Origin of the sequence: Corynebacterium sp. (assembly GCF_030530965.1) — a bacterium.
Lineage (GTDB): Bacteria > Actinomycetota > Actinomycetes > Mycobacteriales > Mycobacteriaceae > Corynebacterium.
Window position 1 is genome coordinate 1 of record NZ_JAUMTY010000029.1, and the last position, 26,286, is coordinate 26,286.

A 26,286-nucleotide genomic window follows, 5' to 3' on the forward strand; every position below is an offset into this window, starting at 1 on the left:
GCGTAGATGGCTCGGTCGCGGAGGTCTCGCATGTCTTCGACGCCGCGGTGGCTGGCTGCGTCGAGTTCGGTGACGTCGAGGGAGCCTGGGCCGCCGGGGGCGAGTGCTCGGCAGGATTCGCATTCCCCGCAGGGGGTCGATGTGGGCCCGTGTACGCAGTTGAGCGAGCGTGCGAGGATGCGGGCAGAGGAGGTTTTACCGCAGCCGCGGGGACCGGAGAACAGGTACGCATGATTGATGCGCCCGGCGTCGAGTGCCCGGCTGAGCGGCACGGTGACGTGTTCTTGGCCGACGACATCGGCGAATGTTGCGGGACGGTACTTCCTATAAAGAGCCACGTGTGTATGCTACCGCCCGGGTAGGACACACCGTGGGCTTAGCATTTTTATGCCCCTGAGCTGGAGTTATATAACGCTCGCCCGACGGAGGTCGCGGAGATCCGCCCCTTCTTCGGCAAGCCGGGTCTGGAGTGAGTCGATCCCGTGGGTCATGCCGTGGAGGAATTCCTGTTCGGTGAGCATGATGATCTGGGCGATCAGCGTCATACGCCCCGGGTGCGTGGGGTTAACCGGTTGCCCGTCGGCCGTGGTGAGGTCGGGATGCTCCGTGACGGTCGGCACCCCTTTGGGCCAAATGTAGGGGACGACCAGCAGCCCGTGTTTCGTGGTGAACGCGGGGTTGACCATGGCCCCCAGCCCTGGCAGGAACGTTCCTGGTTGGGCCAATCGCCCGGATCCTTCTTCGCTGAGCATGGTGGCCGCTGCAGCGACCAGTTGCCCCATTTCGCCCAGTCTGGCCAGGCCCACTGCGAGCAGCTCAGCGCGCACGTCCATTCCGTCTGGGCTGGTCAACCCGGTGGAGTATCGCCCCGCGTCCGCCGTGCAGGCGAGGGTCTGCCGCAGGTCATCGGTCACTTTGGCGTGCCGACCGCGCGGCTGCTCCTCATTATCGTTCGCGGGATCAACGGGTTCGGCCGTTCCGTCGTCGTTAATGAGGAGGGAGGTCACGGTAAACGGTGGGCTATCTGGGCTGGCTTTGATGCTGGTCCAGTGCGTTTCTCCAGGCAGGATGGATTCCAACCAGGTTTGTGTTTCCAGTAGGTTCATAGGCGTGGTGGGCGCTCACCTCTGTTGTCGGGGTCGGGGTCGGCTACTTCTCGGCGGCTTCCGCTGCGGCGAGGAGGACACAGGTGGCCACTCCGTCCATGGCTTCTTCGACCTGCTCGATGGGAGGCAGCGAGGGCGCGAGCCGGATGTTGCGATTATCGGGGTCCTTGTGCAGCGGGAAACTGGATCCAGCTTCGGTGAGCTTAATACCGGCCTCTTTAGCCAGCTCAACGACACGCGACGCGGTGCCGTCGGGCACGTCGAGGCTGATGAAGTACCCGCCCTTGGGTTCTGTCCATGTGGCAACGTTGTAGTCGTCGAGCCGCTCGTGGAGCACCTTATCGACGGCCGCGAATTTCGGCGCGAGCGATGCGGAGTGCTTCCGCATGATGGCCTTGACGCCCTCGGCATCGTGGAAGTATTCCGCGTGGGCCAGCTGGTTGATCTTGTTCGGCCCGATGCCGCGGATCCCGGCGTGGCTGGCGTACCAGTCCAGGTTGCTTGCCGATGAGGCGAAGAAGCTCACGCCCGACCCGGCGAAGGTGATTTTGGACGTGGACGTCATGAACCAGAAACGGTTGGGGTGCCCAGCTTTCTCGGCGAGCTCCAGAACGTTGATGGGCTCGGGGAACTCGTCGGTGAGGGTGTGGACGGCGTAGGCGTTGTCCCACACGATACGGAAATCGGGTGCGGCCGCATCGAGTGCCGCAAGCTTTTCACACGTTTCCCGCGAGTAGCTAATGCCCGTCGGGTTGCCGAAAACAGGCACGGTCCACATGCCCTTGACCTGCGGGTCTTTGAGAAGTTCGGCAACGGCGTCGAGGTCCGGCCCCTCATCGGTCATCGGGACATTGATCATCTCGAACCCGAGGTGCTCGGTGATGGAGAAGTGGCGGTCATATCCCGGGACCGGGCAGATCCACTTGACGGTGTCTTCATCTTTCCACGGCCGCGGCGAGTCTTGAGTGCCGAAGATGTACGCCCACACGATCAGATCGTGCATGATGTTCAGGCTGGATGCGTCCCCCGCGATGATGTTGTCGACGGGGATTCCCAGCAGGTCAGCATAGATTTTCCGAATATCGACGATGCCGCGCAGCCCACCGTAGTTGCGGCAATCGGTGCCGTCGTCGGCGGTGTAGTTGCCCGCGCCGGGAAGGCCGAGCAGTTCGTCGCCAAAGTCCAGTTGCTCAGAGGAAGGCTTGCCGCGGGTCAGGTCCAGCGCGAGGTTCTTGGCCTTGAGTTCGTTGTATGCCTGCTCGATGTCGGCTTTGGAGCCGGTGAGCGCTTCGACGTTAATTTTCGACGGTGTGACCTGCGGTGACATGTGAACCTTCCTTGAGACCATGCGATTCACTTTCATCGTACAGGGTGGTGCGGACATGGGAAGAGGATTTTTTATCGGGGCGCCTGAACCACGGCTTGGTAGTAGAAGTTGCCGTCCTCTCCGCGGTAGCACGCGGTTGATTGGATTGGTTGCTTGTCGCGGTGCTGCTCACACCCCATGCCGGAGCCGAAGGGGCCTTGAGTCCTCCACTCCAACTTGGGGCCGTTCACGCCAGCGTTCGGGACGTCCTCCTCCGCGTCTTCATCGTCGTAGCTGTCGTCGTAATTGCCTGTGTTCTGCGTTTGCGCTGGCGCCTGTTGTGTGGTGTAGGTCTGCCGAGGCGTGTATTCCTCGGTCGTCGTTTCGTCGTCGTAGGTCGGCGTGGTCGTGCGAGTGGTTGTGGTGGCCGTCTTCGTTGTGGTCTGGTCGGTCGTCTTGGTCTTGGTGATCGTGCTGGGCTCGGAATCTGCGTCGTCATTTCCGCAGGCAGCCAGGGTGCCGACGACTGCCACGGCGGTTGCTACAGCCATTACTTTCCGACGAATGACGTGGGAGTTTTTGCCGGTGCTTGGTGTGGTGCTCGGCGAGGAGGTGGCGGGTGATGGGGCGGTGGGTGATGAGGTGGTGGGGAGCATTTTTCGGGCCCTTCGTGAGTAGCGAGGTGAGGGAAGTAAATGGTGGCGTCGCATGTGCGGCGCTTTCATTCGTTATGTGCTCTGGCCCGCGTTAATGTTCCCGACTGCGTGTTATGTGCCCCTCGTTGTGGGGACTATGTACCCCTCTGACCTGGGAGTTAGGTTTCCTTGGGCTGGTCCGCTGCGCCCGTGTTCTTTCTAGTCGTATAACCCGGCGGAAACCCTGTGTATGCGAAAAACCTAGCCACCCTGTGGTTACTGGATGGCTAGGTTCTGTGGCGGAGGATGTGGGATTTGAACCCACGAGGGTATTGCTACCCGCACGCGTTCCAGGCGTGTGACATAGGCCGCTAGTCGAATCCTCCAAGCGTGGAACGCACCTGAAGTCCGCGTTCCGGTGGGCAAGCCTACCGGATGTCATGGGCATCGACAAAAACAGGCCTTGTAGGGCGTCGATAATGGGGATGTTGGTTCCATGTAGTGCGCTGTTTTCCCAGCGGAGCGGAAGGTTTTGTTTGGCGGGTGGGAATATGTGCCTCTGTGGGTTAGTATGGGGGCCGGATTCCGCGCGGCGTCCATCTTGTGAACTCCCCCAGGGCGGGAACGCAGCAAGGGTCAGCGAGCTCTGACGGGTGCGTGGGGTCCCCTTTTTATTTCTGCCGTTATGCCTGGACGGTGTTGGCTCGCCACGGTGCGTTGTGGCTGGTTGTAGTGGGGGAACGGCTACACCGTGGGAATTGCATATTCGTGGGAACCGATGACTAGCTCCGTCGTCTAAACCGACGCGAGAACATTGCGACAATAATTTCTAAAAGCCGTAGACGTGCCGCTATGCGTCTGGTAACGTCAACGCTGAAAAATAGGGGTTTTCGCAAGTTTCCATATTTGTTGGAGCTTGTTTATTTAAAAGTTTTCAACCATTTCGTTTAGTTGACATTCTGGCTGTTGGGGCAAAACGTAATTGGGGTGCCTGGCTATTCGGAGTGGGTGAACTTTATAACAATTATTTAGGGGGATTGGTGTGGGGGATTGCTATCGCAACAGAAGTGATAGAGAACGGAATATCGGACGTTCGTGTATCGTCGGAATCTTTCTAAGCGCTGTGTCGATTGCTGCTGCAGCATTGTTGGCGGGATGTTCCCAGTCTGATGGTTCTGGTTTCGGGGATATGGAACCTGTGGCAGCGAACAGTGAAGATATAGATAGCGTTGGATCATCGGGGTCCGCCACTTCTCATACCAACCCGGCAGAAGAGTTGTTCTCAAAACGGAAGGCGATCGATTCTACAAGGCCCGTTCCCAAAGAAATTAAGTCGGGTAAGGGGGAACATAAGAATCGTCCTTTGTGGGAGCGCCCGGAGGTATTGGCTAAGTACCCGGTTAAAGCAAAAAAGAACCCTGATGGCTCCTATGACTATTCAGATCCGCGGTTTGAGAATGCCGACCTTTGCGAGGATGCCCCGCCAGGATACTGGGAAGGTTTGGGGTACCGAGTGGTAGGGCCGGATTACATAAAACTCCGAACGTTAAAGAATTGTGTTTTGCAAATTGGAGATGGAAATTGGTCGGACGGTTTTGGCGTCACTACTGATAAATTAGAAAAAAGAAAAATTGTAGATTCTCGATCAAAACAGTATTCACCATCAAGATATGACCAACCGAAAGGTGACGATGATCTGAAGGGCTGTGTTTCTTACATAGAAACATCTATTGGTCGTGTTGGATTTGGTTATGTTGATTTTGATAAGAAATTGGATTACGCGCAGCTATGTGATATTTCCCGAAAAGGATTAGAGAGGATTTTATAAAATGAATTTATCCATAGACCCTTGCTCATTAGATACAGCTGTAGGAGAGCTAGAGACAAGCTCTAAGCCTAAGTTTAACAAATTATTGTCTTTAGCCTTTTCCGACTCGGGGGAATATACCGGTGAGCCTGGATTGCGAATGCTGGGGGAACAACATTTTCAGGTCGTCAGCGGCAAGGTCGGGAGCGCGAGGCACACCTTGCTACAGTTGCGTCAACTCATCCGCTGGTTAGCTGAAGGTACGAAGGAAATGCGGGGTGCGTTTGTTGGCCAAGACGATGCCTCAGCGGCCATACTCTGCGGACTTAAGTCGATACAGGACACAGAGTTCACCTTCCCGACACGTCCAGATGGAGCATTTAGCCCCTTTGACTTTTCGGAGCCAATACCAGGGGACGGTGATGATCCTTCTGCAGTCCTCGCGATGCTCGACGCAGGTGACGATAGTGAGATTTATGCCCTTGCCGAGTACTGGCGCAACCTGTCCAGTTCTTTGAACGAGACCGTCGACGCCCTGGTGCGGGCCCGTACCCAACTGGAAGAAAACACAGGAGAGGCGATTGATGCCGCCGCCGGGTGTTGCACCCAAGTGATGGCCACGGCTCAGATTTTCGCTGATAACGCCACTGCCATGCACGCTTCCGTTTCCCAACTGCCCCATATTCGGCAGGCCGCTCGTACCCAGATCGCTGCCATCGAAGCCGAGCACACTGCAGCGGTCGCCGCAGCCACCAACCCCGCCGGAGTACGTGCAGCCGGGGAAGCAGCACGGGCAGCCACTCGAGAGTTCATGACCGGCCCTTATCAAGCCATGCTCACCGCGGCGGTGCCACCACTGCGCAATCTCACCGAACGCCCCAACGTCGGCCAGGGCGGAGGACATCTCACCACACAGGCGCCATCGCCCATTAACAGTCCTAGCACCGTATCCACTACGGTCACCCCAGCTATGGCTGCAACTGGGGCAGTTGGAGGAGCACCCACCGCAAACAACGCACCACTTAATCCAACCCACCCAGCAACGATCAACGCGGATAACGTCGCCACAACTACTAACCATCCCGCACCAACCGCACCCATCACGCCAGCCGCGCAAACATCACCCAACCGAGCGTCCAACGTAGGTAGCGGACCTCGTGGTACCGCGCCAACCTCGATTAGCGGAGACAATGCTCGCATTACTCCTGGTGGTGTTAGCGGCAATTCATTCCCCCGATTACCAGGGAATACTCCATCACCTGGCTACACTCCACGCACAACCCAAACACCAGGGCGCAACCTGCGTTCTAGCACACCGAACAACGGGCTCGGCGGCACCAACCGCATACCGATTAACAGTGGGCACGCCCCACACGGCAACGGCAACTATCCGCGCAACGGAGTTAACGGTTCAGGGCAGCTCAACAAACCCGGCGAAATTCCGCGAAACAGGAGCGTCATCATCCACCCCGGGCCAGATACGCCCATGCCCCGGACAGGCGACAACCCCCACTACCCAGGATCAACGCCAGGGGAAGGCAAAAACACGGCACCACATTATGGCCGTGGCGCCGCAACACCGTCACCCACCGGAGGTGACGGTTCACGCCCAGCGATGGGCAGGATGGGCATCGCGCCCATGGGTGGTTACGGCAACTCGTCTAAATCCCAAAAACAAGAACCAGAAGGGAAATACAAGCCCATCACCAGCGAATTCGAGGCAGAATACAACCTGCGGCAACTGCGAGGAGACATTGGGCTCACCACGCCACACGTCATTGGCGCACAGCTGCGGGAGCCCAAATAATCTCCGAAAAGCTACTCGTCCAGGCCGGCCGCGATAGCGTCGGCAATCGAGTCGATCAATGCTTTCTCAGATCGATCACCCGAAACAGTAACCTCTTCGCCGCACTCGGCGCCCAAACCCATCAGGGACATCGCCGAGTCAGCATCCGCGTCGTTGACCAAGATGCCTTCCTCTGAGTCCGCGGCCATCTCCGCCAACTTCGCGGCAGGGCGCGCGTGCAGGCCGGCCTTATCTGCGACCTTCACACGCCGCGAATAGCCGCCACCGTTCGCATCGTCGCTATTCGTGCTGTCGCCAGCTGCATCTTCGCCCGGCGCGGCTGCCGAATCACCATCACCCGCGCTCTCAGATGCAAACGCGGAAATCGCACGACGAGCCTCGCGCTCCACACCATCCAGATCCTGGCCTTGCTGGGCAGCAACGGCTCCGGCAACGGTGGCCTCAACAAGCGGGGCGTCAATAAACCGAACAGGCTCGTCGTCGAGCATGTCCACAACCATCTCGACCGTCATCGTCGCAGAGCCCAGATCGGTGAAAATAGCGCAGGCCAAACCCGCGTCGACAACCTTATTAACGGCGGCCTCAATCGCGTCATACGAGGTGCCGATACCGCCACCATCGGGGTTGTCCTTATCCTCCGGGTCGGCATCCAAACCACCCGCCGGAACGATCAGCACATCCTTAGCCATTTGCGACGCCAGCAGCGCCAAACCATCGGCCAAGCGCTTCGAGTGGGACACCACCACGACGCCGACCTGCGGCGACTGTTCGGAATCTCCATTGGTGCCAGATGCAGCGTCGTTATTGCTTGTCATCATCGTTCCTTCCGTAAGTCCTTCCTCCGTTCGTGTTCCCTCCGTCGTTGTTTTGTTCGGCGAGCTATCTGCAGAGCTACGTGCGGCCTCATCCGCAGAGCTATCTGCCGCCGTCTCTCCTGCAGTCGTGGTTGATGCTGTTGCAGCCGCCGCGTCACCAGCAGCCGCACGCGGTTTCCGAGCTTCCTCCTCGAGGCGCTGCAGCACCTCGCTCATCGCGCAACCCATTACGCATCAACGGCTTTGGAGGCCTCAGCGAGGAAATACGCCGAGCTCGTCGCACCGGGATCCTTGTGCCCCACAGAGCGTTCTCCCAGGTAGGAAGCGCGCCCCTTGGTCGCAGTCATGTCCACGGTGGCCTCGGCGCCCTTATTCGCGGCATCGGCAGTCGCGCGCAGCACCTCGGCGGGGCTCTTCCCCTCATCGGCAGCAGACCGTGCCGCTCGCGCTGCCGGGGCCCAAGCATCAACCATGGTCTTCTCGCCCTCGGTTGCCTTACCCCGCTTTTCGACGCCGCCCACCGCGGATTCCACCACAGCGGCCACACCGTCGGCGTCCAGCGCATCACCCGATACGGCCTTCGCCGCGTACATAAATGCCGTGCCCAGCAGCGGCCCGGACGCCCCGCCGACCGTCGACATCAGCGTCTTCGCGGTCAGCTTAAAAACGCCCGCAATGTCCTGGGGCTGGTCGTCGTCCAGCTTCTTCACCACGGCCTGGAAACCACGGTCCACGTTTTCGCCGTGGTCAGCGTCGCCAATAGCTCGGTCTAGATCGATCAATTCCTCGCGGTGCTCGCTAGCGGCCTCGGCGCACCCGCGGATCCACCGTTCAGCCCATGCCTTATCCAAATCTGACATTGTGTTCCTCCTCTGAGTTACTTCTGTTTATTTCTTGACGAATGCCGGCGTCTCGGCGGGATCGTCGTATAGGGACAGCAGCTCATCATCGACGCGGAGCAGCGTGACGGACACACCCTGCATCTCCAGGCTGGTCACGAAGTTCCCGACGTCGGACCGCTCGAGCGTCACCCCGAGGTCCGATAGTCGCTGCGCCACCCGTCGGAAAACGATGTACAACTCGGAGAGCGGCGTGCCTCCCATGCCGTTGACCAGCGCAATAACGCGATCGGACTTCTTCAGCTCCAGATCCGCCACAATGGGGTCGAGCAGCTGATCCGTGATTTCATCCGCGCTGCTCATGGGGGCTCGACGTCGGCCAGGTTCGCCATGAATGCCCACACCCAGCTCGATCTCACTGTCGTCAAGGTCAAAGGACGGCTTCCCGACGTGTGGCACGGTGCAGGACGTCAACGCCACACCCATCGACCGCACATTTTTAATGGCGCTCTGCGCGACGCGTTCGACCTCGTCGAGGGACAGCCCGCGCTCGGCCGCGGCACCCGTGATCTTCTCGACCAAGAACGTGCCCGCCACCCCGCGTCGGCCAGCGGTAAACGTCGAATCCTCGACGGCGACATCGTCGTTCACGATGACCTGCCGAACCTCGATATCCTCCATATCGGCCAGGTCAGCCGCAGTATCGAAATTGAGCACGTCGCCGGTGTAATTCTTGACGACGAACACCACGCCCGCGCCCTTATCGGCGCTCTTCGCTGCCTCGAGGATCGGATCGGGTGTCGGTGACGTGAACACTGGGCCCGGAACGGCGGCGTCGAGCATTCCGGTGCCGACGAATCCCGCGTGGAGAGGCTCGTGCCCGGAACCACCACCCGAAATGACGCCCACTTTGCCCTGGTCCTTGGCGTTCTTGGAACTTCGGGTGACAAACAGCGGGTCGGGATTGACCGTGACGAGCTCGGGGTGCGCCAGGCTCAGCCCTTCGATGCTCTCCGTGACGACGTCATGCGGGTCGTTGATTAACTTCTTCATAAACCTGACTCCTCGGTGCTTGTGCCGACTATTTCACCATCGAGTGGCTCTGTAGTTCCTGTTTTAGTGCGTCGGTGTTCTGCAGTCTTCGTAGGCCTAGGTTACTCGCGAAACCGGGGTGTTGAGGGCCGACGAGCTGCTTGTCGGAGCCTCACGATTTCTTGGGTGTAGCAGGTGTCTTATTAGAATCGGCAGCATGTCCATGCCGAAAATTGTGCTGTTTTATGTGTTCACGCCATTAGCCGACCCTGAAGCGATTCGTCTGTGGCAGAAGGCCTTGGCGGAGAAATGGAATCTCAAGGGCCGGGTCATTATTTCTAAAGATGGCATTAATGCGACGCTCGGCGGGGAACTTAACGACGTTAAACGTTATTGCCGTGAAACGCGTAGTTATGCGCCTTTTAAGAACGCTGATATCAAGTGGTCAGAGGGCGAAGGGGATGATTTCCCCCGCCTGAGCGTGAAAGTCCGCCCGGAGCTGGTCACGTTCGGCGCTGGGGATGAGCTGAAGGTGAATGAAGAGGGCGTGATTGGTGGAGGCACGCATCTGAAACCGGAGGACCTTCATCATTTGATGGATGAACGTGGCGACGATGTCGTCTTTTTCGACGGTCGCAACGCCATGGAGGCGGAAATCGGTAAGTTCCGCAATGCTGTGGTTCCCAATACGATGACAACCCGCGATTTCTTGGACGAAATTGAATCCGGTAAGTACGACGACCTGAAGAAGCGTCCGGTGGTGACGTATTGCACGGGCGGTATTCGGTGTGAGGTTCTCTCGGTGCTGATGAAGAATCGTGGTTTCGAAGAGGTTTATCAGTTGGATGGGGGAATTGTGCGTTATGGGGAAGCGTACGGAAATGATGGATATTGGGACGGATCGCTTTATGTATTTGATAAGCGAATGCATATGGAATTCGGCAGTGGTACGGAATCCTTAGGGCATTGCGTTGAGTGTGGTAAACCGACGGCCCAATTTGTGAATTGCGCAAATAACGACTGCCGGAAGTTATTCCTCCGCTGCGATGACTGTACGGCTGCGCATAAGCATCAGTATTGCGGGGAGTGCGAACCTGCGCTGGTGTGATCTGGAAAGTGAGATCTGCGTAACTTTTGGTCGCCGTCAGTGGGGCTCGCGCTGACGGGAAATCGCGGGGCTCCGCGTGACAAAAGTCCTGTTTAAACCCGCTTTACGGCGCGGATCTCCGCAGCTCCCGCTCTCTTGGCCGCTCCGAGACGTCCACCACATTCCACTTGTCAGACGTCATATGTAGATGATGTAATGCAAAGGGATTGAAAGTAGATATAGAGACCGGAGCGGATTTCGAGGGCTAACAACTTTTTTAGCTCCTCTGCGTCCCATTGTGTCGTTTCGGATAGATCGAGTTAGGTAGAAATTGAAGATCAAAAAGATGCTGGGCGCTGTAGCGTGCGCCGTAGCGGTCGCCGCGGGCACCACAGTTGCAGCCCCGTCGGCAAGCGCGGTGGAGAACGGCTACAACGCTGTTTACGAGCCGTGGTCGGCTGAAGTTCTCATCGGCGGTATTTGTACTGGTGCTGTGGTGTCGGACCGCTGGGTCCTTACGGCCGCGCACTGCCTGGGTAACAGCCATGGTCCCGGCGGTCATGTGAAGATCGGCGAGCGCGCTCAGCAGACGTTCAACGTCGACCGTGTTGTTCGCGAGCCCGGTGGAGCCGACATGGCTCTTGTCCGCACCGACGTGTCGATGGGTGTTCGTCCCATCATGCTGCCGTCGCCCGGTCCGGTTCCTAACCAGCCGGGTCAGTTCACCGGTTGGGGCCCAGGTCGTTTCCCCGAAACCCAAGGTCTAGCCTATGTTTCGGGCCCGACGCAGGGACCGCGCCCTGGTAACGCCGACATGTTCGAGACGAAGTCCATCATCGGTGGGCAGGAGCACGGCGATTCCGGCGGACCGTTCCACATTGGCCCGGTTATCTACGGTGTCTTGTGCTCGACCAGCGGTAAAGATGCCGATGGAAAGACCATCGCGAACTACACGAAGGTTGATCAGTTCCTTCCGTGGATTTACGGCACCATCTTCACCCAGAGCTGGCCGTGATCGGTTAATAGGACCAGGTCACTCGGCCTGGTAGATCACTGGGCCCGGTAGATCTTTGGTGCTGATAGGTCATTAGTGCAGTCTTTTATCGACGTGCGCTGATGACCTTTTTTACTGTCGCTACCGACGGTTGCCGACGCATAACTAGCGATGGTTCGTGACTCGACCCTTGCCGTCAATTGTGGACGGCGGGTATCGACGGCTCTCGCGGGTGTTTAGTCGCGGTCTTCTCCAGAGTCAAAAGGAATGAAGAATGAGGCGCCCAACTCGTCATTGCTACAGCTAGAAAAGCGGTTTTCTCTTTTTGCGGTGGCATACGTGGGTGAAACGCAGCTCCAATCGTCGGTGGTGGAATCCCAGAATTGGAAATTGCCGCTGCGCTGTCCCGGCCCCCCATCGCCTTGGGGGGCCTCGTCGTAGCGCTTGAGCACTTCTTGAGCATCGGCGCAGTCAATATCCCCTTTGTCGATTACTACCTGGAGTGTTTGTCCGGTAGCTCCCTGGGTCGTGCATTCCCCATCTGAACTGCTATTCGAGTTGTTAGTCGAGCTGTCGGAATCGTCGCTTTCTTCGGTTGTGTCCGTCGCTGTGTCATCGTTATTGACGGTGGGATTGATCGCGGCCTTCCTTGGGGCAGGCTCCGTGGTTTCCTGCCCGGGGGTGGGGTTAGCGGAGGGTGTCGCCGCTTGAGACTGCGTTACCGACGTGGCGGGTGCTGCTTCGTCATTTTTCTGCCCATTGTGGTGGTTGGACCACACGTAGCTTGCCCCACCAATCGCCCCGCCGAGCAGAACGAGTATGCCAACGATACTGGCGACGCCTTTCGCACCGATGCGGTTAGGTTTTGTGTTTGCGGAAACGACGGTGCTTCCGTTCCCGCCATAAGTATTTCCGCTTGGAGCATTTCCGCCCTGAGAGAACCCCGCGTTTGGCGCTGGTTGTTGTGGTGTCGGCGGTTGTCCCCATTGGGGTTGGTTGGGCGGTTGATTAGCAAATCCGGGAGTGCCTTGCCCCTGTGGTTGCCCTTGCTGGGAGTTCGGGTTGTTTAACGGCGGAAATTGCCGTGTTTCGTTATTCTGACCGGCCGCGTTGTTCTGCCCACCCGCGTTTTGCCAAGCTCCGTTGCTCTGCGTGCTCCCGTTGCCCCACGTGTTGTTGTTCTGACCGCCCGCATTGTTCCACGTACCTTCGGGATTATTGGGAGGAAATTGGGTGGTCTCGGGGTCATCGTGTGGTTGTTTTTCTGATTCGTCGCTCATGGTGATTCCTCGTTCAGTGGGGTAGGGAGGCTGGTGAGTTAGGGACTAGTTAGTTGCGTATTCAATTGCGCGCTGACTTCACCGCGTTTGCACACCTCTAGTAAAGCGGACGTGAAGCTCACTCTTTATTTCCCACGGCACAACTCTGTGTTATATACCCGTTTTTGTGGGGGATAGTAAGACAAACCCGCACGTCCCGGACCCTCATTGTCTTCACACGTGCCGTCTCATGAGCGCTCGCACACGCCAGAAATTGCGCCGTTCACTCCCACAGTAAAAGCTCTACACAAAGACTATAGACAGAGCGGTCTATTTTAGGCTACTCTAAGCACGAACATGATGGCGTCCATGTCGGTGGTCGCCATGTATGACAGTCGTTACGTAGGGCACATGTCCTCATTCACCAGGTGCCACGCGTCAGACGTCGCCCATCAAGCGGAAAGGTTGCCATGCTTATTACCGGTCTCGTGCTTGGAACGGTCCTCGGTTACGTCATGCAAAGGGGTCGCTTTTGTGTCACCGGTATGCTGCGTGACATCTTCACGCTGAAAACATGGCGCGGATTCGTGGCGCTCCTCGTGGTCATCGCCGTCCACGCGGTGGGCTTAGCCGCACTAACTTCGCTGGGCGTCATCACCCCGGAGGTTGACGACTTCGCCCCCTTCGCCGTCATCATCGGCGGCTTCCTCTTCGGCGTCGGTATTGTGTTGGCCGGCGGCTGCGCGTCGGGAACTTGGTACCGCTCCGGTGAAGGTCTCGTCGGGTCTTGGATTGCGCTGCTCACGTACGGTTTGTCGGCTGCCGCGATGAAAGCGGGCGCGCTACAGGGGATCAACAGCGGGCTCCGCGAATACACGGTCCCGCTCACCACGATTCAGCAGTCACTAGGGGTGTCGACGTGGGCCTTGGCCCTCCCGCTGGCCGTGCTGACTGCGTTCCTCGTCGCGAAGTTTGTTCGTGCCGAGGCAGCTCAACCCAAAATCGCTCAGCTCGCAGCGAAGAAGACGGGCCTCGCGCACCTGTTGGCGGAAAAGCCCTGGCACGTGTACACGACCGGGGCGATTGTCGGTGTGCTGGGCGTCATCGCCTGGCCTCTTTCCGCTGCGACGGGCCGCAACGATGGTTTGGGAATCACAACACCTAGTTCGGACCTGGTCCGTTTCGTGACGACGGGTGACGCGACCCGCATCAACTGGGGAGCCCTCCTGGTGCTGGGGATCCTGATCGGGTCGTACCTGGCAGCGAAGGCGTCGGGGGAGTTCCGCGTGCGAGTTCCGTCGGGAACCCAGGCGGTGCGGTCGGTCGCCGGTGGCGTGGTGATGGGGGTCGGCGCTGCGTGGGCGGGTGGTTGCACGGTCGGGAACGGTATGGTGCAGACGTCGCTGTTTAGCTACCAAGGTTGGGTTGCTTTGCTCTTCATCGCGCTGGGTGTGGGGTTCGCCGCGAAGCTGTGGCTGAAGCCTGCCGAGCCGATCAACTCTCAAGATCCGGACGGCTACACTCTGTCACCATCTACTGCCGACGCCATCCGCGCGGCGAGCGCCGGCGACTTGGCTCCTGCCTCCGCCGGCGATGACTTGGTGCCTGAATCCGGCGTCGATGACCTGACGCCTGAGCCCGGTGCAGTTGAGCGCAGTGGAGTGTTGGCTGAGTCTGGTGGTCGTAAGAGGTCTGAACGCGAGCCTGTGTTGGTGGGTGCCTCTGCGGGTGGCGATTCTGCGGCCGATTCCGAATTGAATGTTGGGGGATTCGCGACGGCTGTTGGTTTACCGGCAGTATCGGTACTTGAGCGCCCGGCTGATGGTGACGTCGATGGGCGTGATGCAGGTGATGAGCGCGATAATGCAGGCCGAAAGCTTCGCGGTGGTTTGCGTCGCGTCGGTGAACGACGATTTGCCCTGGATACGCTGGGTGCGGTGTGCCCGTTCCCCTTGATTGAAGCGAAGGCCGCGATGCAGCAGCTCTCCAGTGGAGATGAGCTGGTCATCAATTTCGATTGCACCCAGGCGACGGACGCTATCCCGCGATGGGCGGCGACCGATGGTCACGAAGTCACGAACTTCGAGGCCACCGACGACGCCGGGTGGACCATTAGTGTGCGCAAAGGGTAATTCGATAGTGCCTTAGTCTTTAGAGATAATACTGCGACGGCGTGTACACGATATTGCCTTTACTGTCCTTGCAAAAGGAGCTACCGGGCACTGAGTTCGGCCCTGCTCCTTCACCGTATGAAGTATCTGTGGGCTCACACGTCCAACCGTTTTTATCCGGGCCAGTTGAATGTTCGTCATTCCTTGAAGAATTTTCTGAACCAGAGTTACTAACGTAGTTCTGCATCGCTTCAAGGGCGTGTGAACAATCCACATCACCTTGGTGGACGAGGACAGGCGCTTTTGTATATTCCTCAGTGTAACTGGTTTTTATATCAATGTCGCCGCATTTGGATCCGGTGATGCCTGTGCCATCACCTTTACGCTTGGTAATGGTGTAGCCCTTATCGGTGAAGTCGACGCGGTTATTATCGACGATACATGTCGCTTTTTTATCCTCGAACACTCCGCATGAGGTGTCAAAAAACTGAATTTTTTCTCCAGGGTGGAGAACTCCGCCATCGTTGTAGAAGTCACCGTCGTCCTTGAATTCTTGGTGAGAATAAACGAACTTTTTCTCTGAATCGTCTCCTGATCCTCCACCTAGGGCTGGATCATATTCTTCGGTTTGGAAGCAGTCCAGCATATTCATCATGTTCGCTGAAAAGGCGATATAACAATTGAATTTGGTGTCAGCGAGGCGAAAAGAAACCCCATCGCCACTACCAATAACATCTTGTCCTCTGGTCATATCGTCAAAGAGATGTGTGTACGTTGTTGGTTCACTGGAATCGTCATTGGTGGTGTAGTGGTTGTAGGCCACGCCACCACCCACTACCGCACCGCCGCCAAGGATTGCCGCGCCGATGAGGCCTTTTGTTGATGTCAAGACGCCGGTAGCCCCACTTTTAGCGGCTCCACCTGCAGCGACTTTGCTTCCGCCCGCTGTAATCGCGTGTGAGCCGCTCACCGGATCTGGTGGTCCTGCGGTGAAAGCTTGGGAACCGCTGACGGGGTGGGGTGGCCCTGCGGTAACAGCGTGTGAGCCACTCATTGGATCAGGCGCTGAGGGGTGAGGCCCTGTGATAGTGCCGTGCCCGCCGGGTGGTGTACCTGCTGCCGATGCCCCTCCGTCATGGTGGGGGCCGACGGGGTGATGTGGCGCTGGTTGGTGCGAGCCGACTGATCCGCTGGCTCCTCCGTCGGAGGAGTGGTGGGGTCCCCAGCCGGACTGACCTTCTGACGTAAGACGCTCGATCGACGGGCGTGGGAATTGAGAGCGACGTTTGTCTTCCGCACCCGTCCGTGGCGTCGGCTGTGGACCTTGCTGTGGCGGTTCTTGTGGAGGCTCTATAGGTTGCCAAAACTGTTGCGGGGGTTGGTTTCCGGACCACGGTTGATTAGGTGGCCAGGGCTGGTTCCCCTGCTGTGGTTGATTAACGAACTGTGGTTGATTCCCCGGCCACGGTTGGTCTACCGCGCTGGGATATTCGACCGGTCCAGGTCCAGGTTGGTTACTAGCCCACGGCTGATTTCCGTACTGTGCTTGGTTTCCCGGCCAGGGCTGGTTCACAGACTGGGGCTGATTCCCGGGCCAGGGTTGATTACCGGGCGTTGGAGGATAGTTGAATTGGCCGTTAGGCGGTGGCCCATTAAAGCCCTGAGGAGGGAAGGCCGTCGTGGGTTGTGCATCCCCCTGTGTCCCAGCACCCCACTGCCCATTGTCCTGAGCAGGGTGTCCATTGGGGGCCTCGTTCTGGTCGTTGGGTGCATTGTTGTTCTGAGGGTTCTTACCGTTCTGATTCGCGTTGTCTCCCCACGCTTCGTCGCGGTGTTCTTGTCCCCATTGCTGTTCATTCATATTTTTCAGCCTCCTTTATTTATTAAAACGTTGAGGAGGGCTGTTGGCATTACATTCTGCATAGGTGTACTAAAAGAAATTATTTTGTTATTCGCTTGTCATCTGTTTGTGATGCCGACAATTTGGGGTTCACTTATGCTAGGAAGTGCGTATTCAATTTCAGTACGCATTTAATCCCACCATGCGGTGATGAGAGGTCGAAGAGCATGAAAGTGTCATCGTCTCACGCAGTCAAGGGCATTGCGTTATTAGCTAGCGCGGTTGTGCTAGCTGGGTGCAACCAGGGTGGTGATAACGACAACTCTCAGGCCACCGATCAGCAGACGTCCGTGGCAACGAAGTCCTCCGCAGCTACTCCGAGTTCTGAAAACGCAACAGCATCAGAGGACAGTAGTAGTGACGTCGCAGAATCTAACGAGCAAGATGCAGATAGCGACGGCAAAACTGCCGCTCAGCAGGGAAAAGCTCAGGAAAGCTGCACCGACAATATTGCGGCACGGGAGTATCAAGACCACGCGGCCGAGGTTCCTCCACCTTCGTCGGGAGAATGGGATATTGATCCCTCCTCTTTCCTTGAAAATCAGCCGTGTGCGACGTTGTCCTGGGCAGTATTAGTTCCCATGAAAATTGTCGACGGCAGTCCGCCTACGCAGACCATGCTGTTCCACAACGGACGATTCATAAAAACTGTGCCCCAGAAGCCGACATACTCGCCTGATGTCTCGCGTGTTGATGATTCGACGATCAATGTGACCTGGAAATGGCCCAAGCCAGGGGACCCTCTGGCCGAGAAAACTGGTCGATCAGTTGCCACGTTCCGTTGGGATGATCAATCCGAATCCGTCGTTATGGAAGGTGAATTACCGCCAGACTAAAACGTGTGTGAAACCTTCCGGGCGTGATACGTAATTACGCCGGGGGGTAAACCGGGGGATCGCGTTATCGATCTAAACATCTAATGGCCGCTGGGAAACAGCCACAGAAACTAAGATTTTAAACAGCAGAGCTGTATTCGGCGGTCAATAACCCCCAAAAGTTGGGCTACATTACCGCCGCGTTGTCGCACATCTGAAACAAAGGCGGGTTGTCATGCACCACCGAGATAACGTCCGACGGAATTTCCCATACGCTCATAAATCGCGACATGTACGTGAGTCGTCGCATTCGCGTTTCATTTCCACCGCTATTGTTACGCTCTCTATTCCGCTGGCAAGCGTCGCCGTCGCCAATGGTGCCCCCAGTGATTCTCCGCAGCCTGATATTCCGGCGTCTGCACAACCGAACGCGATGTGCGTCCCTTATCTTGGCGATATCAGTAAAGGGAATGGGCAATTTCCTCTAGGGCTCGTCGCGCCTGATTTTGGTGATGATGGTTATGATGCCTTACCCGTCGCAAATGATAAAGACCTGCCGGAACGTATTGATTTACGAGACAACCACCAAGGTTTCAACGAAAAAATTGATGTTGCACTCCATGAGGGATCATTGGTGGTTCGTCATCGTGGAGAAGAGCAATGGCGGCATCTTCCGATCCCTGATTGTTTGGATGGAAACATTGTCAGCATGTCCATCAACGGTGATTCTCTCATCGCGCTGGATAAAGATGGCTGGATGTACACGCTGAGTAATTTGCTTTCGAGCCCGGCACGATGGGGCTGGATCAGAGCCTGGGGAGGGCCCGTGTGGTTGGGCAAAGGATTGCAATCGCCCACCACCGAGGAAGGGAAATGGTCGTTTACTCTGATCGACAACAATGTGGATAAAACATATTCCACGCCCGACGGGAAAGAACAACCGATCTCGTATGCCAAAGTCACCCAAGTAGTCGCACTCGGGCAAGATGGGTCACACCTTTACAGCCTTGATCCGTGGCTTGCGCGCGATTATTCCTACGAAATCGGTACGCCATTTAATTCGCGTTTCCAAGCAGAATCTGTGTCAGCATCAGGATCGGTCATTTTTATTACCAATAAATACGGTGATATGTATACGAAGTTGTCCGACTATGACGTTCGCGGTGCCGACCCAGCTCAATTCCGCTACCAATGGAACGACCCCAACAATCCGGACGAGCGCCCGTCGGCAACGAATGCCCTTCAACAGCGATTGGATAACAACACAGCGCCGATAGCGATTGAAGGACAAGAGTGGACTCACCAGCCAAAAATTCCTGGCACGATCACGAGCAGGATTTCTATCCACACGACGGCACCTGGTTCGACGAACCGCGAACTCAGGGTAGAGGGCACGAATTCGGATGGTGAATCGGGTTATTGGCATAAGGCTCTTGACGATAAAAACTGGGCCTTCACCGCAACCGGTTTACCGCTAGAGGGGAGGAAACTTGAAAACTCCTCCGCTGATCGAAGCACAGATACATTGTCGGACGAATCTCCCTTCAGTTACGAGGGGAAAGTAACCGACAATGCGTCATTAAGCATCGATCACTTCGCCTACGCAAGTGAGAAGCATGACATCACCGTGACGGTTAATGGTAAGAAGTATCCGCTGCTCCTAGAGACTGTCGATGGTCGCTTGGGAACTCCTTTATCGCAGCGCGTGTTGCCAGTCGAAGGAGAATTCGGAAGCAGACCTGCCGGATTGGTTGAAGGGATCCCACGAAATTACGTGGCAGCAATACGCGTCCCGCAGGAAACCAAGCAGGCCGCAGAACATGACCCCGAGTTGAAGAGTTTTCTGGACACATATCTCAAAGGCGAAGACCCGCACCAAATATTCGCGCGGGTCACACCGAGTGAATTCCAGATTATTAATTCACCGGTAAAGGATGTGGCGGTACCGGCTCCCGGGGCTGTGGCAACGCTTACGTCAGTGGAATAAAACCGGATCCGTCCCCACTGTTAGGTGCTTATAGGTTTCCCACCGCTTCCCGAACAGCGTCGACAATCTCAGCGCTCGTTGTCGCGTCGCGGAGGTGAGTGCGGAAATTGTCTCTCATCAGGGCACGGGCAAGTTGGGCAAGAATCTTCATGTGTTTCTTATTCGCCCCTTTAGGAACGGCAATGAGGAACACAAAATGCACGGTCGTGTTATCCGGGCTGTTCCAGTCGACGCCGTCGCCTGGAATCCGGGCGAACAACACCGTCGGCGTTGTGACGCCAGCTACCCGGGCATGAGGAATTGCCACCTCGTTTCCCACCGCTGTCGTCGATTGCTCCTCGCGAGCCAACGCTGCCTGGATCACTGCTTCACCATCGGTAATTCGTCCGGCCGCGACTGCGTGGTTTACCAAACCGCGAATAACATCTTCGCGGTTTTCAGAAGGCGCATCATCGTCCAGGACAACGAGCGTTTCGTCGATAAGGTGAGGAGCATCTGACTCCTCGGCGCTCTTGGTGCCGGAAACAACACCGGCAGGTTCAGCGCTGGTAACAGCGCCAGTGTTCCGCGGGTTAGAAGCATCAGTAGAAGAATCAGCACCAGCACCAGCATCACTAGCGTTAGACGTGGACGTCGGCGAATGCTTACTCCGGGACATACTTATTCGCGTCAGCCCAATCATGACGGCGACCGTCGTCGCGATACCAGCGAGCACGGCGATGAAGAACCACACAACGCCGTCGATAGCCCCCAGCACAGCAACAATCGGCCCGCCGTGCATGACGTTATCTTTCACACCCCATAAACCGGCGAGAGCTCCGGCCACGGCTCCACCAATAACATTGGCCGGAATAACTTGAAATGGGCGAGCCGCTGCAAAAGGAATAGCGCCCTCGGTAATACCAAAACATCCCATGATTAGGGCAGCTATGCCAGCATCTTTTTCAGGCTTAGTAAACCATTGTCGGCGAATAAAAGTAATAATGCCCATCGCCAGCGGCGGGACCGCAATAGCTGCCGCGTTCATCCCCATCGGTGCGGCGTTTCCGGCAGCAATTAAACCGCCACCGAAGAGAAACGCCGTTTTATTAAACGGGCCACCCATGTCAAAAGCGATCATTGCGCCCAAGACGGCGCCCAGCACGACAGACGACGTCCCATTCATGCTGGCTAGCCAGTGCGTCAGGGCGTCGAAAAGCGATGCAATCGGCGCGCCGATGACGTAAATAACAAGCAGACCGACAATGAGTGTGGTCACAATCGGAATGACAATAATCGGCCAAATAGGGGCCACATACTTATTGACGGGAATTTTTCGAATGGCCAAAGCTACGTAGCCGGACAAAATACCCGTGACAATGCCACCAATAAATCCAGTGCCTGCTTCGGAGCCATACAGTGAACCAGTCACAGCGACCATGCCGGTAATAAAACCGGGCGCCAATGCAGACCGGTCCGCAATACCTTCTGCGATATAGGCCGATAACACCGGCACCATCAGGCTGAACGCTAGTGTGCCCAGCTGATTAATGTCGTACCAAAAGCTATCCTTTGGTATTTGCATACCTTCCGATGTGGGGTGGCCACCCAAGGACAACGCCACGGCGATGAGCAACCCGCCTGTTACCACGAAGGGGATCATGCGGGATACCCCGGCCATCAAGGCTCGATAGATCACCGTCGCAGGATTCAATGATTCACTGCTCGCCGATCCGCTCAGTGACGCTCCATCGGCGTCGGGGGAGAGGCCCCCGGAGGCTCCCCGACCACCGGTTCCCGCGCCATGGTCACCGTCGACCCCCTGGTTCCCCTTGCCTTGCGACTGCCCCCACCGCGGAGCGACTAGCGCTCGCCGAAGAAGATCATCAGGATGGCTGATCGCAGCATCAACACCCGTCGTGACCAGCCGTTTATTGACAAACCGCTCTTTGTCGATCGCAATATCCGCCGCAATAATCACGGCATCTGCCGCCGCAATATCCGCGTGAGAAAAAGCATTATCGACGCCGATCGAGCCGTGAGTTTCCACCTTGATCGTCGCGCCGGCCTCCTTGGCCGCAGCCTCGAGTTTCTCCGCGGCCATATACGTGTGCGCAATACCCGTCGGACATGCGGTAATTGCCAGGATTGTTGATCCCGCGACTGTGGGGTTCTTCCCGTCAACGGCGCTGCTCTTGTTAACGGTGCTTCCGTCAACGGCGGCCGTTCCCCCTAATGACGGCTCCCTATTTCCATCTGTACTCATGAGAATGACTCTAGTTTTAGAAACTCCGGCTGGTTCGACCGAGATACGTATTCGATTTCGATTCCCTCGCTATACATATCCAGCTCGCCCGCTATACACATTCGCCAGAAACTCGGGGTAATACGACAGGAGGCAGTGCGCACGCGAATCCTGGGGCGCGACGCACCTACGTACGGAAGAAGGAGCCGGCAGACGGAAAACTGAGGGAAAGCTACATCTAGAGCGCGAAAAGTGCGGGGGAATACGCGGCCCAAAATAAAAGTGCGGGGGAATACGGCCAGTTTTCGGCCATTTTTCGCACATATTTCCCCGCAGTTTTCACAAGAGACCCCGATACCCCCACGCAGTTTTCCCGCACGCGGACACACTTTTGTCGTAAAACCCGAAACTCGACACACATGCAGGAAGTCGAAATACATATCAGCCGGAAAACTGACTTAAGACGCCAATAGCTATACCGTTATTAGATGGCAAGGGAGGGTTACACCTCCGTCGAACTACGAAGGGCTCACGCTGTGCCAGCCTCATCCCATAGCTCCCCGCCGGATCAGTCCGGTTCCTCACCCCGCCAGCACGCTGCAGAATCACCGCATCCGCGCCGCGGCACTCCGCAACAGGTCGGCCAGGCGCTGAAGCGAGCCGTCAACCCGGAACCGCGGCTGCACCCCGGGCTCATCCCCGGCCTTAGCGTCGAAGACACGGATCGGAAATTCCCCACCAACAAAACCGTGTTCGTGGTCGCGCTCACCGTGGCTGTGGCGGTGGTCCTCTGGGCGGCCGTCGCGCCGGGGAGCATCAGCGTCGTCGGCGCTGACATGCAAGAATGGATCACCACTCACTTCGCGTGGCTGCTGGGCGGCCTCATGATCGCGGTCCTTCTCTTCATGCTGATCGTCGGGTACGGCCCCACCGGGAACATCAAATTGGGTGCCGACGATTCCCGCCCGGATTATTCCACCGGATCGTGGATCGCCATGCTCTTTGCTGCGGGCCTCGGCATCGGCTTGATTTTCTACGGACCCCTGGAACCGCTGACGCATTTGCTCGACCCGACGCCCGCCACCGACGCCAAGGCGGGCACGATGGCCGCGGTGCTGCCGTCGATGTCCACGACGATCCTGCACCAGGCCAGTTTGGCGTGGGCGATTTATGCCTTCGTCGGCGGTGCTATTGCCTACTCCTCGTACCGACGCGGTCGACTCCCACTCATTTCCTCCATTTTCGAGCCGGTTTTCCCCGACGGAACGCACAAAATTCTCGGCGGAATTATCGACATCTTCGCCGTCCTTGTCACTCTCTTTGGGACGGCGATTTCTCTGGGCATCGGCGCCCTGCAAATTCGCACAGGAACGTCGCTCTTAACAGGAAAAGAAATTCACGGAAACGCTTTCCTGATTGGGGCTATGGTCCTTCTTACTGTGGTGTTTATTTTCTCTGCAGTGAGCGGAATTAAACGCGGAATCCGGATGCTATCGAATGCAAACATGATCATTGTGGTGGCATTGGCTGCTTTCGCATTAATCACTGGTCCCACCTTGTTCATTCTGGATCTGTTCCCGACGTCTATTTACGCGCTGTTCCAAAACTTCATGGCGATGATGTCCATCTCGCCGAGCCAAGGCGATGCCGAGAAGGAATTCTTGACGTCGTGGACCACGATGTATTGGGCGTGGTGGGTGTCATGGTCGCCCTTCGTCGGAATGTTTATTGCAAAAATTTCGAAAGGGCGAACGCTGCGCCAATTCACCACCGTGGTGATTTTTGTCCCCGCGCTGATTTCCACCGCGTGGTACACGATTTATGGTGGCACCGCGATGTGGATGAATATGAAGGGCCCTGGTCTTGAGGTTAAAGGCTCGGGCGAAAACGTGATGTTTGATCTGCTGGATAATCTTCCTTTGACGCCCATAACATCGACCGTTGTTCTTATTGCGGTCGTGATCTTCTTTACGACGGCTGCTGATTCGGCCACCAATGTGGTGGGCTCCATGTCTCAGTCGGGGCGAGCCTTGCCGTCCACTCCGATCACGATCATGTGGGGCGTTACCCTGGGGCTCATCGCGATCTTCCTGCTGCTGGCCGGTGGCCAAGATGCGTTGTCGGGGTTGCAATCGATCATGGTGACCAGCGCGTTTCCGTTCGTGTTCATTGTCATCGGGATCATGATTGCGTGGGCGAAGGACCTGCGTCAGGATCCGTACATGATTCGGCGCACTTACGCGCGCGAAGCGATTTCGCGTGGTGTGCATCGCGGCATCGACATGTATGGGGATGATTTCGTGTTCGGCACCTCGCGTGTTCCGTCTGAGCAGGGGGCGGGTGCCGAGTTTCATAGTGACGATCCATCCCTGACGGACTGGTACGTCGACCATCGAGGTGCGAGCACCGAGGAGAAGGACGGATAACGTCAAATAACCAGGCTGAGCAGCATAATCGAGACCAGCCCCGTCACGGAGAGAATCGTCTCCATAAGGGACCAGGTTTTGAATGTCTGCCCGACGGTCATCCCGAAGTACTCTTTGACCAGCCAGAACCCGGCGTCGTTCACGTGTGAGAGGAATACCGAGCCGACGCCAATCGCCAGCACGAGCAGGGCCGTGTGAGTGTCGGTCAGGTTGGCGGCTGCGGGGGCCATGATTCCGGCGGTGGTAATCGTCGACACTGTTGCGGAACCGGTAGCTAACCGAATCGCCACGGCAACCAGCCACCCGGCCAGGATGGGGGAGAGCCCCACGCCGTGGATCCAATCGCCAATAACCGTCGCCACACCTGTCTCGACCAGCGTTTCTTTGAAACCGCCACCGGCCCCCACGATCAAAAGAATCCCCGCGATGGGGCCGAAGGAACCGCCGGCGACGTCGGATGTTTCCTTCAATGAATGCCCGGTGCGCAGGCCCAGCATGATCATCGCGTAAAACGTCGTAATGAGCAGGGCAACCAGGGGCTCGCCGACAAAGTCGAGGGCATTCCCGAATGCGCTTCCTTTGTCGATGCCGATGGTTTCCTCGACGGTCCTGGCCAGCATCAACACAACGGGAAGCAAAATAACCGAGATGCCGACGCCGAACGAGGGGCGGGACTCGCGCGGGATGTTTTTATCCGTGTCGAAGGTGTCCGGTGCCGGCACGGGAACCCACTTCGCCATGAACCGCGCGGAAATCGGGCCAGAGATAATGACCGTCGGGATGGCGACGATCAACCCAAGGCCCAAGGTCAGCCCAAGGTTGGCGGACAGGGAATCGATGGCAATCAGGGGACCGGGGTGCGGAGGGATCAAACCGTGCAAAGCTGACAACCCAGCAAGAGCGGGGATGCCCAATAGCACCACCGGCGCGTGAACACGCCGCGCCACCAGCATCACCACGGGGATGAGGAGAACCAGGCCGACCTCGAAGAACAGCGGAATACCAATCAGGAACGCCAGCGTCGCCATCACCCAAGGGAGGCGGTGCTCCGAGGTGTGCTCGAGAAACGTGTCAACGATTTCGTCCGCCGCGCCGGTCTCAACCAGCAGCGCGCCAATAATCGCACCGAGCGCGATCAGAACCCCGACGCCGCCGACCGTCGACCCCATTCCCGACGAAAAAGCGGTGAAGGTATCAGTTAGCGTGATGCCCGCCAGGAGCGCCAGCGCCCCAGAACCGACCAGCAGCGACAAGAACGGGTGCAGTTTCAGCCACGTGATCAGCACAATAATGAGCGCGATGCTCACGCACGCTGCCATGATGAGCTGCCCGTGGGAGGCGTGCACAGTGACGGTGGAGTCAGCCGCAAGCGGAGTGAGCATCACTCGTGACCTCCGGCGTCGGCACTTCGCTGAGCAATGGCCAGCACCTGTTTATCCAATTCCTCAATAGTTTGGGAAATGTCGAGGGTGATCCCGTTCTCGTCGCCCTCCAGCGTTTCCAGCGTGTCGAACTGCGATGGCAGCAGGGAGCGGGGCATAAAGTGGCCCGACCGTAATTCCATCCTGTTCGCAATGAGCTCCATGGGGCCATCGAGATGCACGAACAGCACATTGCCGTGGGCCTCGCTGAGCAGATCACGGTAGGCGCGTTTCAGGGCAGAGCAGTTCACGACGGTTGACTCGCCGGCGTCGCCGTGTTCAGACATCCAATCCCGTAGGGCACGCAGCCACGGCCAGCGGTCGTCGTCGGTAAGCGGAATTCCAGATTCCATTTTCTGGATATTCGATTGCGGGTGGAAGTCATCGGCCTCCGCGTAGGGGAAGCCGGTCGAATCATGGAGATGCTGGGCAACGGACGTTTTCCCACTGCCACTAACCCCCATGACGACAATATGGAGAGGCGATGAAAGGTCCATAGTCGTTCCTTGTCGATATGTGGTTCGGCTCACTTAATGCCGCGCAGGAGCCGAGGATCACACCTAACCGTACTCATGAACCGGACATAACCCACGCATGGCTGGGGGTCCCTCCCGCATTTTCACCCCCGACATTGGCTCATTCGTTGGAGTGAGCGGTAAATCGTGCACGTGAACGACGGTCATACAGTCACGACGGTTACCCCCGCTGTTGCCGC

21 protein-coding genes, 1 tRNA gene and 1 other RNA gene are annotated in these 26,286 nt (G+C 57.4%); 9 read left to right on the top strand and 14 right to left on the bottom strand.

Going from position 1 to position 26,286, the window contains the following annotated elements:
* The 5 genes from Q3981_RS06620 to Q3981_RS06640 form a co-directional block, all read right to left on the bottom strand.
* Positions 1-338 (bottom strand): AAA family ATPase (locus tag Q3981_RS06620; protein WP_303124583.1); only part of this gene is annotated, 338 nt, incomplete at its 3' end.
* Between the two features lie 66 nt (positions 339-404).
* Complete coding sequence (locus Q3981_RS06625) at positions 405-1,106, bottom strand: hypothetical protein (protein ID WP_303124585.1); 702 nt, start codon at positions 1,104-1,106, stop codon at positions 405-407.
* Between the two features lie 43 nt (positions 1,107-1,149).
* Positions 1,150-2,433: an aminotransferase class I/II-fold pyridoxal phosphate-dependent enzyme gene (locus Q3981_RS06630; protein ID WP_303124590.1), complete on the bottom strand. Its 1,284-nt coding sequence runs from the start codon at positions 2,431-2,433 to the stop codon at positions 1,150-1,152.
* A gap of 71 nt (positions 2,434-2,504) precedes the next feature.
* A complete protein-coding gene (locus Q3981_RS06635; protein ID WP_303124594.1) occupies positions 2,505-2,963 on the bottom strand; it encodes a hypothetical protein in 459 nt (152 codons plus the stop codon).
* 381 nt (positions 2,964-3,344) lie between these two features.
* A tRNA-Ser gene (locus tag Q3981_RS06640) sits at positions 3,345-3,433 on the bottom strand.
* Between the two features lie 191 nt (positions 3,434-3,624).
* Between Q3981_RS06640 and ffs the strand changes: the two genes are divergently transcribed.
* The 3 genes from ffs (at position 3,625) to Q3981_RS06655 (ending at position 6,661) form a co-directional block, all read left to right on the top strand.
* An RNA gene (gene ffs / locus Q3981_RS06645) (signal recognition particle sRNA small type) lies at positions 3,625-3,719 on the top strand.
* Positions 3,720-4,170: 451 nt separating this feature from the next.
* Positions 4,171-4,875, top strand: a complete 705-nt coding sequence (locus Q3981_RS06650; RefSeq protein WP_303124595.1) for a hypothetical protein — start codon at positions 4,171-4,173, stop codon at positions 4,873-4,875.
* 139 nt (positions 4,876-5,014) lie between these two features.
* Positions 5,015-6,661 (top strand): hypothetical protein, encoded by a 1,647-nt coding sequence (locus Q3981_RS06655; RefSeq protein WP_303124597.1) that lies wholly within the window; start codon positions 5,015-5,017, stop codon positions 6,659-6,661.
* Between the two features lie 11 nt (positions 6,662-6,672).
* Here the strand turns inward: Q3981_RS06655 and dhaM are convergent, their stop codons facing one another.
* From dhaM to dhaK, 3 genes are all read right to left on the bottom strand, one after another.
* Positions 6,673-7,476, bottom strand: coding sequence for a dihydroxyacetone kinase phosphoryl donor subunit DhaM (gene dhaM, locus Q3981_RS06660; RefSeq protein WP_303124626.1), 804 nt, complete (start codon positions 7,474-7,476; stop codon positions 6,673-6,675).
* A gap of 227 nt (positions 7,477-7,703) precedes the next feature.
* On the bottom strand, positions 7,704-8,336 hold the full coding sequence (gene dhaL / locus Q3981_RS06665) for a dihydroxyacetone kinase subunit DhaL (RefSeq protein ID WP_303124599.1): 633 nt from the start codon (positions 8,334-8,336) through the stop codon (positions 7,704-7,706).
* 27 nt (positions 8,337-8,363) lie between these two features.
* Positions 8,364-9,368, bottom strand: a complete 1,005-nt coding sequence (gene dhaK / locus Q3981_RS06670; RefSeq protein ID WP_303124601.1) for a dihydroxyacetone kinase subunit DhaK — start codon at positions 9,366-9,368, stop codon at positions 8,364-8,366.
* Positions 9,369-9,564: 196 nt separating this feature from the next.
* Between dhaK and Q3981_RS06675 the strand changes: the two genes are divergently transcribed.
* On the top strand, positions 9,565-10,455 hold the full coding sequence (locus tag Q3981_RS06675; RefSeq protein WP_303124603.1) for a rhodanese-related sulfurtransferase: 891 nt from the start codon (positions 9,565-9,567) through the stop codon (positions 10,453-10,455).
* 310 nt (positions 10,456-10,765) lie between these two features.
* Positions 10,766-11,449, top strand: coding sequence for a S1 family peptidase (locus Q3981_RS06680; RefSeq protein ID WP_303124605.1), 684 nt, complete (start codon positions 10,766-10,768; stop codon positions 11,447-11,449).
* Between the two features lie 215 nt (positions 11,450-11,664).
* On the opposite strand, the gene Q3981_RS06685 is transcribed toward Q3981_RS06680, so the two are convergent.
* A complete protein-coding gene (locus Q3981_RS06685; RefSeq protein ID WP_303124607.1) occupies positions 11,665-12,708 on the bottom strand; it encodes a hypothetical protein in 1,044 nt (347 codons plus the stop codon).
* 449 nt (positions 12,709-13,157) lie between these two features.
* On the opposite strand from Q3981_RS06685, the gene Q3981_RS06690 reads away from it, so the two are divergent.
* Positions 13,158-14,819 (top strand): YeeE/YedE thiosulfate transporter family protein, encoded by a 1,662-nt coding sequence (locus tag Q3981_RS06690; protein WP_303124609.1) that lies wholly within the window; start codon positions 13,158-13,160, stop codon positions 14,817-14,819.
* A 19-nt stretch (positions 14,820-14,838) separates the two neighbouring features.
* Here Q3981_RS06690 and Q3981_RS06695 read toward each other — a convergent pair whose 3' ends face one another.
* Together Q3981_RS06695 and Q3981_RS06700 are read right to left on the bottom strand one after the other, a co-directional pair.
* The gene (locus Q3981_RS06695; RefSeq protein WP_303124611.1) at positions 14,839-15,768 is read right to left on the bottom strand and encodes a hypothetical protein; all 930 of its coding nucleotides are present in this window, start codon (positions 15,766-15,768) and stop codon (positions 14,839-14,841) included.
* An 80-nt stretch (positions 15,769-15,848) separates the two neighbouring features.
* On the bottom strand, positions 15,849-16,097 hold the full coding sequence (locus Q3981_RS06700) for a hypothetical protein (RefSeq protein WP_303124615.1): 249 nt from the start codon (positions 16,095-16,097) through the stop codon (positions 15,849-15,851).
* Positions 16,098-16,865: 768 nt separating this feature from the next.
* Between Q3981_RS06700 and Q3981_RS06705 the strand changes: the two genes are divergently transcribed.
* Both Q3981_RS06705 and Q3981_RS06710 read left to right on the top strand, forming a co-directional pair.
* Entirely contained in the window at positions 16,866-17,534 is a 669-nt protein-coding gene (locus tag Q3981_RS06705) for an LppP/LprE family lipoprotein (RefSeq protein WP_303124617.1), read from the top strand.
* A 214-nt stretch (positions 17,535-17,748) separates the two neighbouring features.
* Entirely contained in the window at positions 17,749-19,500 is a 1,752-nt protein-coding gene (locus Q3981_RS06710) for a hypothetical protein (protein WP_303124619.1), read from the top strand.
* A gap of 28 nt (positions 19,501-19,528) precedes the next feature.
* Here Q3981_RS06710 and Q3981_RS06715 read toward each other — a convergent pair whose 3' ends face one another.
* The gene (locus Q3981_RS06715; RefSeq protein WP_303124628.1) at positions 19,529-21,583 is read right to left on the bottom strand and encodes a fructose-specific PTS transporter subunit EIIC; all 2,055 of its coding nucleotides are present in this window, start codon (positions 21,581-21,583) and stop codon (positions 19,529-19,531) included.
* Positions 21,584-22,260: 677 nt separating this feature from the next.
* On the opposite strand from Q3981_RS06715, the gene Q3981_RS06720 reads away from it, so the two are divergent.
* Positions 22,261-24,150, top strand: coding sequence for a BCCT family transporter (locus Q3981_RS06720; protein WP_303124621.1), 1,890 nt, complete (start codon positions 22,261-22,263; stop codon positions 24,148-24,150).
* 2 nt (positions 24,151-24,152) lie between these two features.
* Here the strand turns inward: Q3981_RS06720 and Q3981_RS06725 are convergent, their stop codons facing one another.
* Positions 24,153-25,532 (bottom strand): GntP family permease, encoded by a 1,380-nt coding sequence (locus Q3981_RS06725; protein WP_012730848.1) that lies wholly within the window; start codon positions 25,530-25,532, stop codon positions 24,153-24,155.
* Positions 25,532-26,068: a gluconokinase gene (locus tag Q3981_RS06730; RefSeq protein WP_303124624.1), complete on the bottom strand. Its 537-nt coding sequence runs from the start codon at positions 26,066-26,068 to the stop codon at positions 25,532-25,534. The genes Q3981_RS06725 and Q3981_RS06730 overlap by 1 nt, the downstream gene beginning before the upstream one ends.
* Positions 26,069-26,286 lie beyond the last annotated feature (218 nt).

Coding starts and splice junctions, on each gene's coding strand:
- Q3981_RS06725 (WP_012730848.1), bottom strand. CDS start 25,532: ATGCTCACTCCGCTTGCGGCTGACTCCACCGTCACTGTGCACGCCTCC.
- Q3981_RS06675 (WP_303124603.1), top strand. CDS start 9,565: ATGTCCATGCCGAAAATTGTGCTGTTTTATGTGTTCACGCCATTAGCC.
- Q3981_RS06715 (WP_303124628.1), bottom strand. CDS start 21,583: ATGGCCGCGGAGAAACTCGAGGCTGCGGCCAAGGAGGCCGGCGCGACG.
- Q3981_RS06625 (WP_303124585.1), bottom strand. CDS start 1,106: ATGAACCTACTGGAAACACAAACCTGGTTGGAATCCATCCTGCCTGGA.
- dhaM (WP_303124626.1), bottom strand. CDS start 7,476: ATGACAAGCAATAACGACGCTGCATCTGGCACCAATGGAGATTCCGAA.
- Q3981_RS06630 (WP_303124590.1), bottom strand. CDS start 2,433: ATGTCACCGCAGGTCACACCGTCGAAAATTAACGTCGAAGCGCTCACC.
- Q3981_RS06690 (WP_303124609.1), top strand. CDS start 13,158: ATGCTTATTACCGGTCTCGTGCTTGGAACGGTCCTCGGTTACGTCATG.
- dhaL (WP_303124599.1), bottom strand. CDS start 8,336: ATGTCAGATTTGGATAAGGCATGGGCTGAACGGTGGATCCGCGGGTGC.
- Q3981_RS06710 (WP_303124619.1), top strand. CDS start 17,749: ATGCACCACCGAGATAACGTCCGACGGAATTTCCCATACGCTCATAAA.
- Q3981_RS06635 (WP_303124594.1), bottom strand. CDS start 2,963: ATGGCTGTAGCAACCGCCGTGGCAGTCGTCGGCACCCTGGCTGCCTGC.
- Q3981_RS06705 (WP_303124617.1), top strand. CDS start 16,866: ATGAAAGTGTCATCGTCTCACGCAGTCAAGGGCATTGCGTTATTAGCT.
- Q3981_RS06685 (WP_303124607.1), bottom strand. CDS start 12,708: ATGAGCGACGAATCAGAAAAACAACCACACGATGACCCCGAGACCACC.
- Q3981_RS06655 (WP_303124597.1), top strand. CDS start 5,015: ATGCTGGGGGAACAACATTTTCAGGTCGTCAGCGGCAAGGTCGGGAGC.
- Q3981_RS06730 (WP_303124624.1), bottom strand. CDS start 26,068: ATGGACCTTTCATCGCCTCTCCATATTGTCGTCATGGGGGTTAGTGGC.
- dhaK (WP_303124601.1), bottom strand. CDS start 9,368: ATGAAGAAGTTAATCAACGACCCGCATGACGTCGTCACGGAGAGCATC.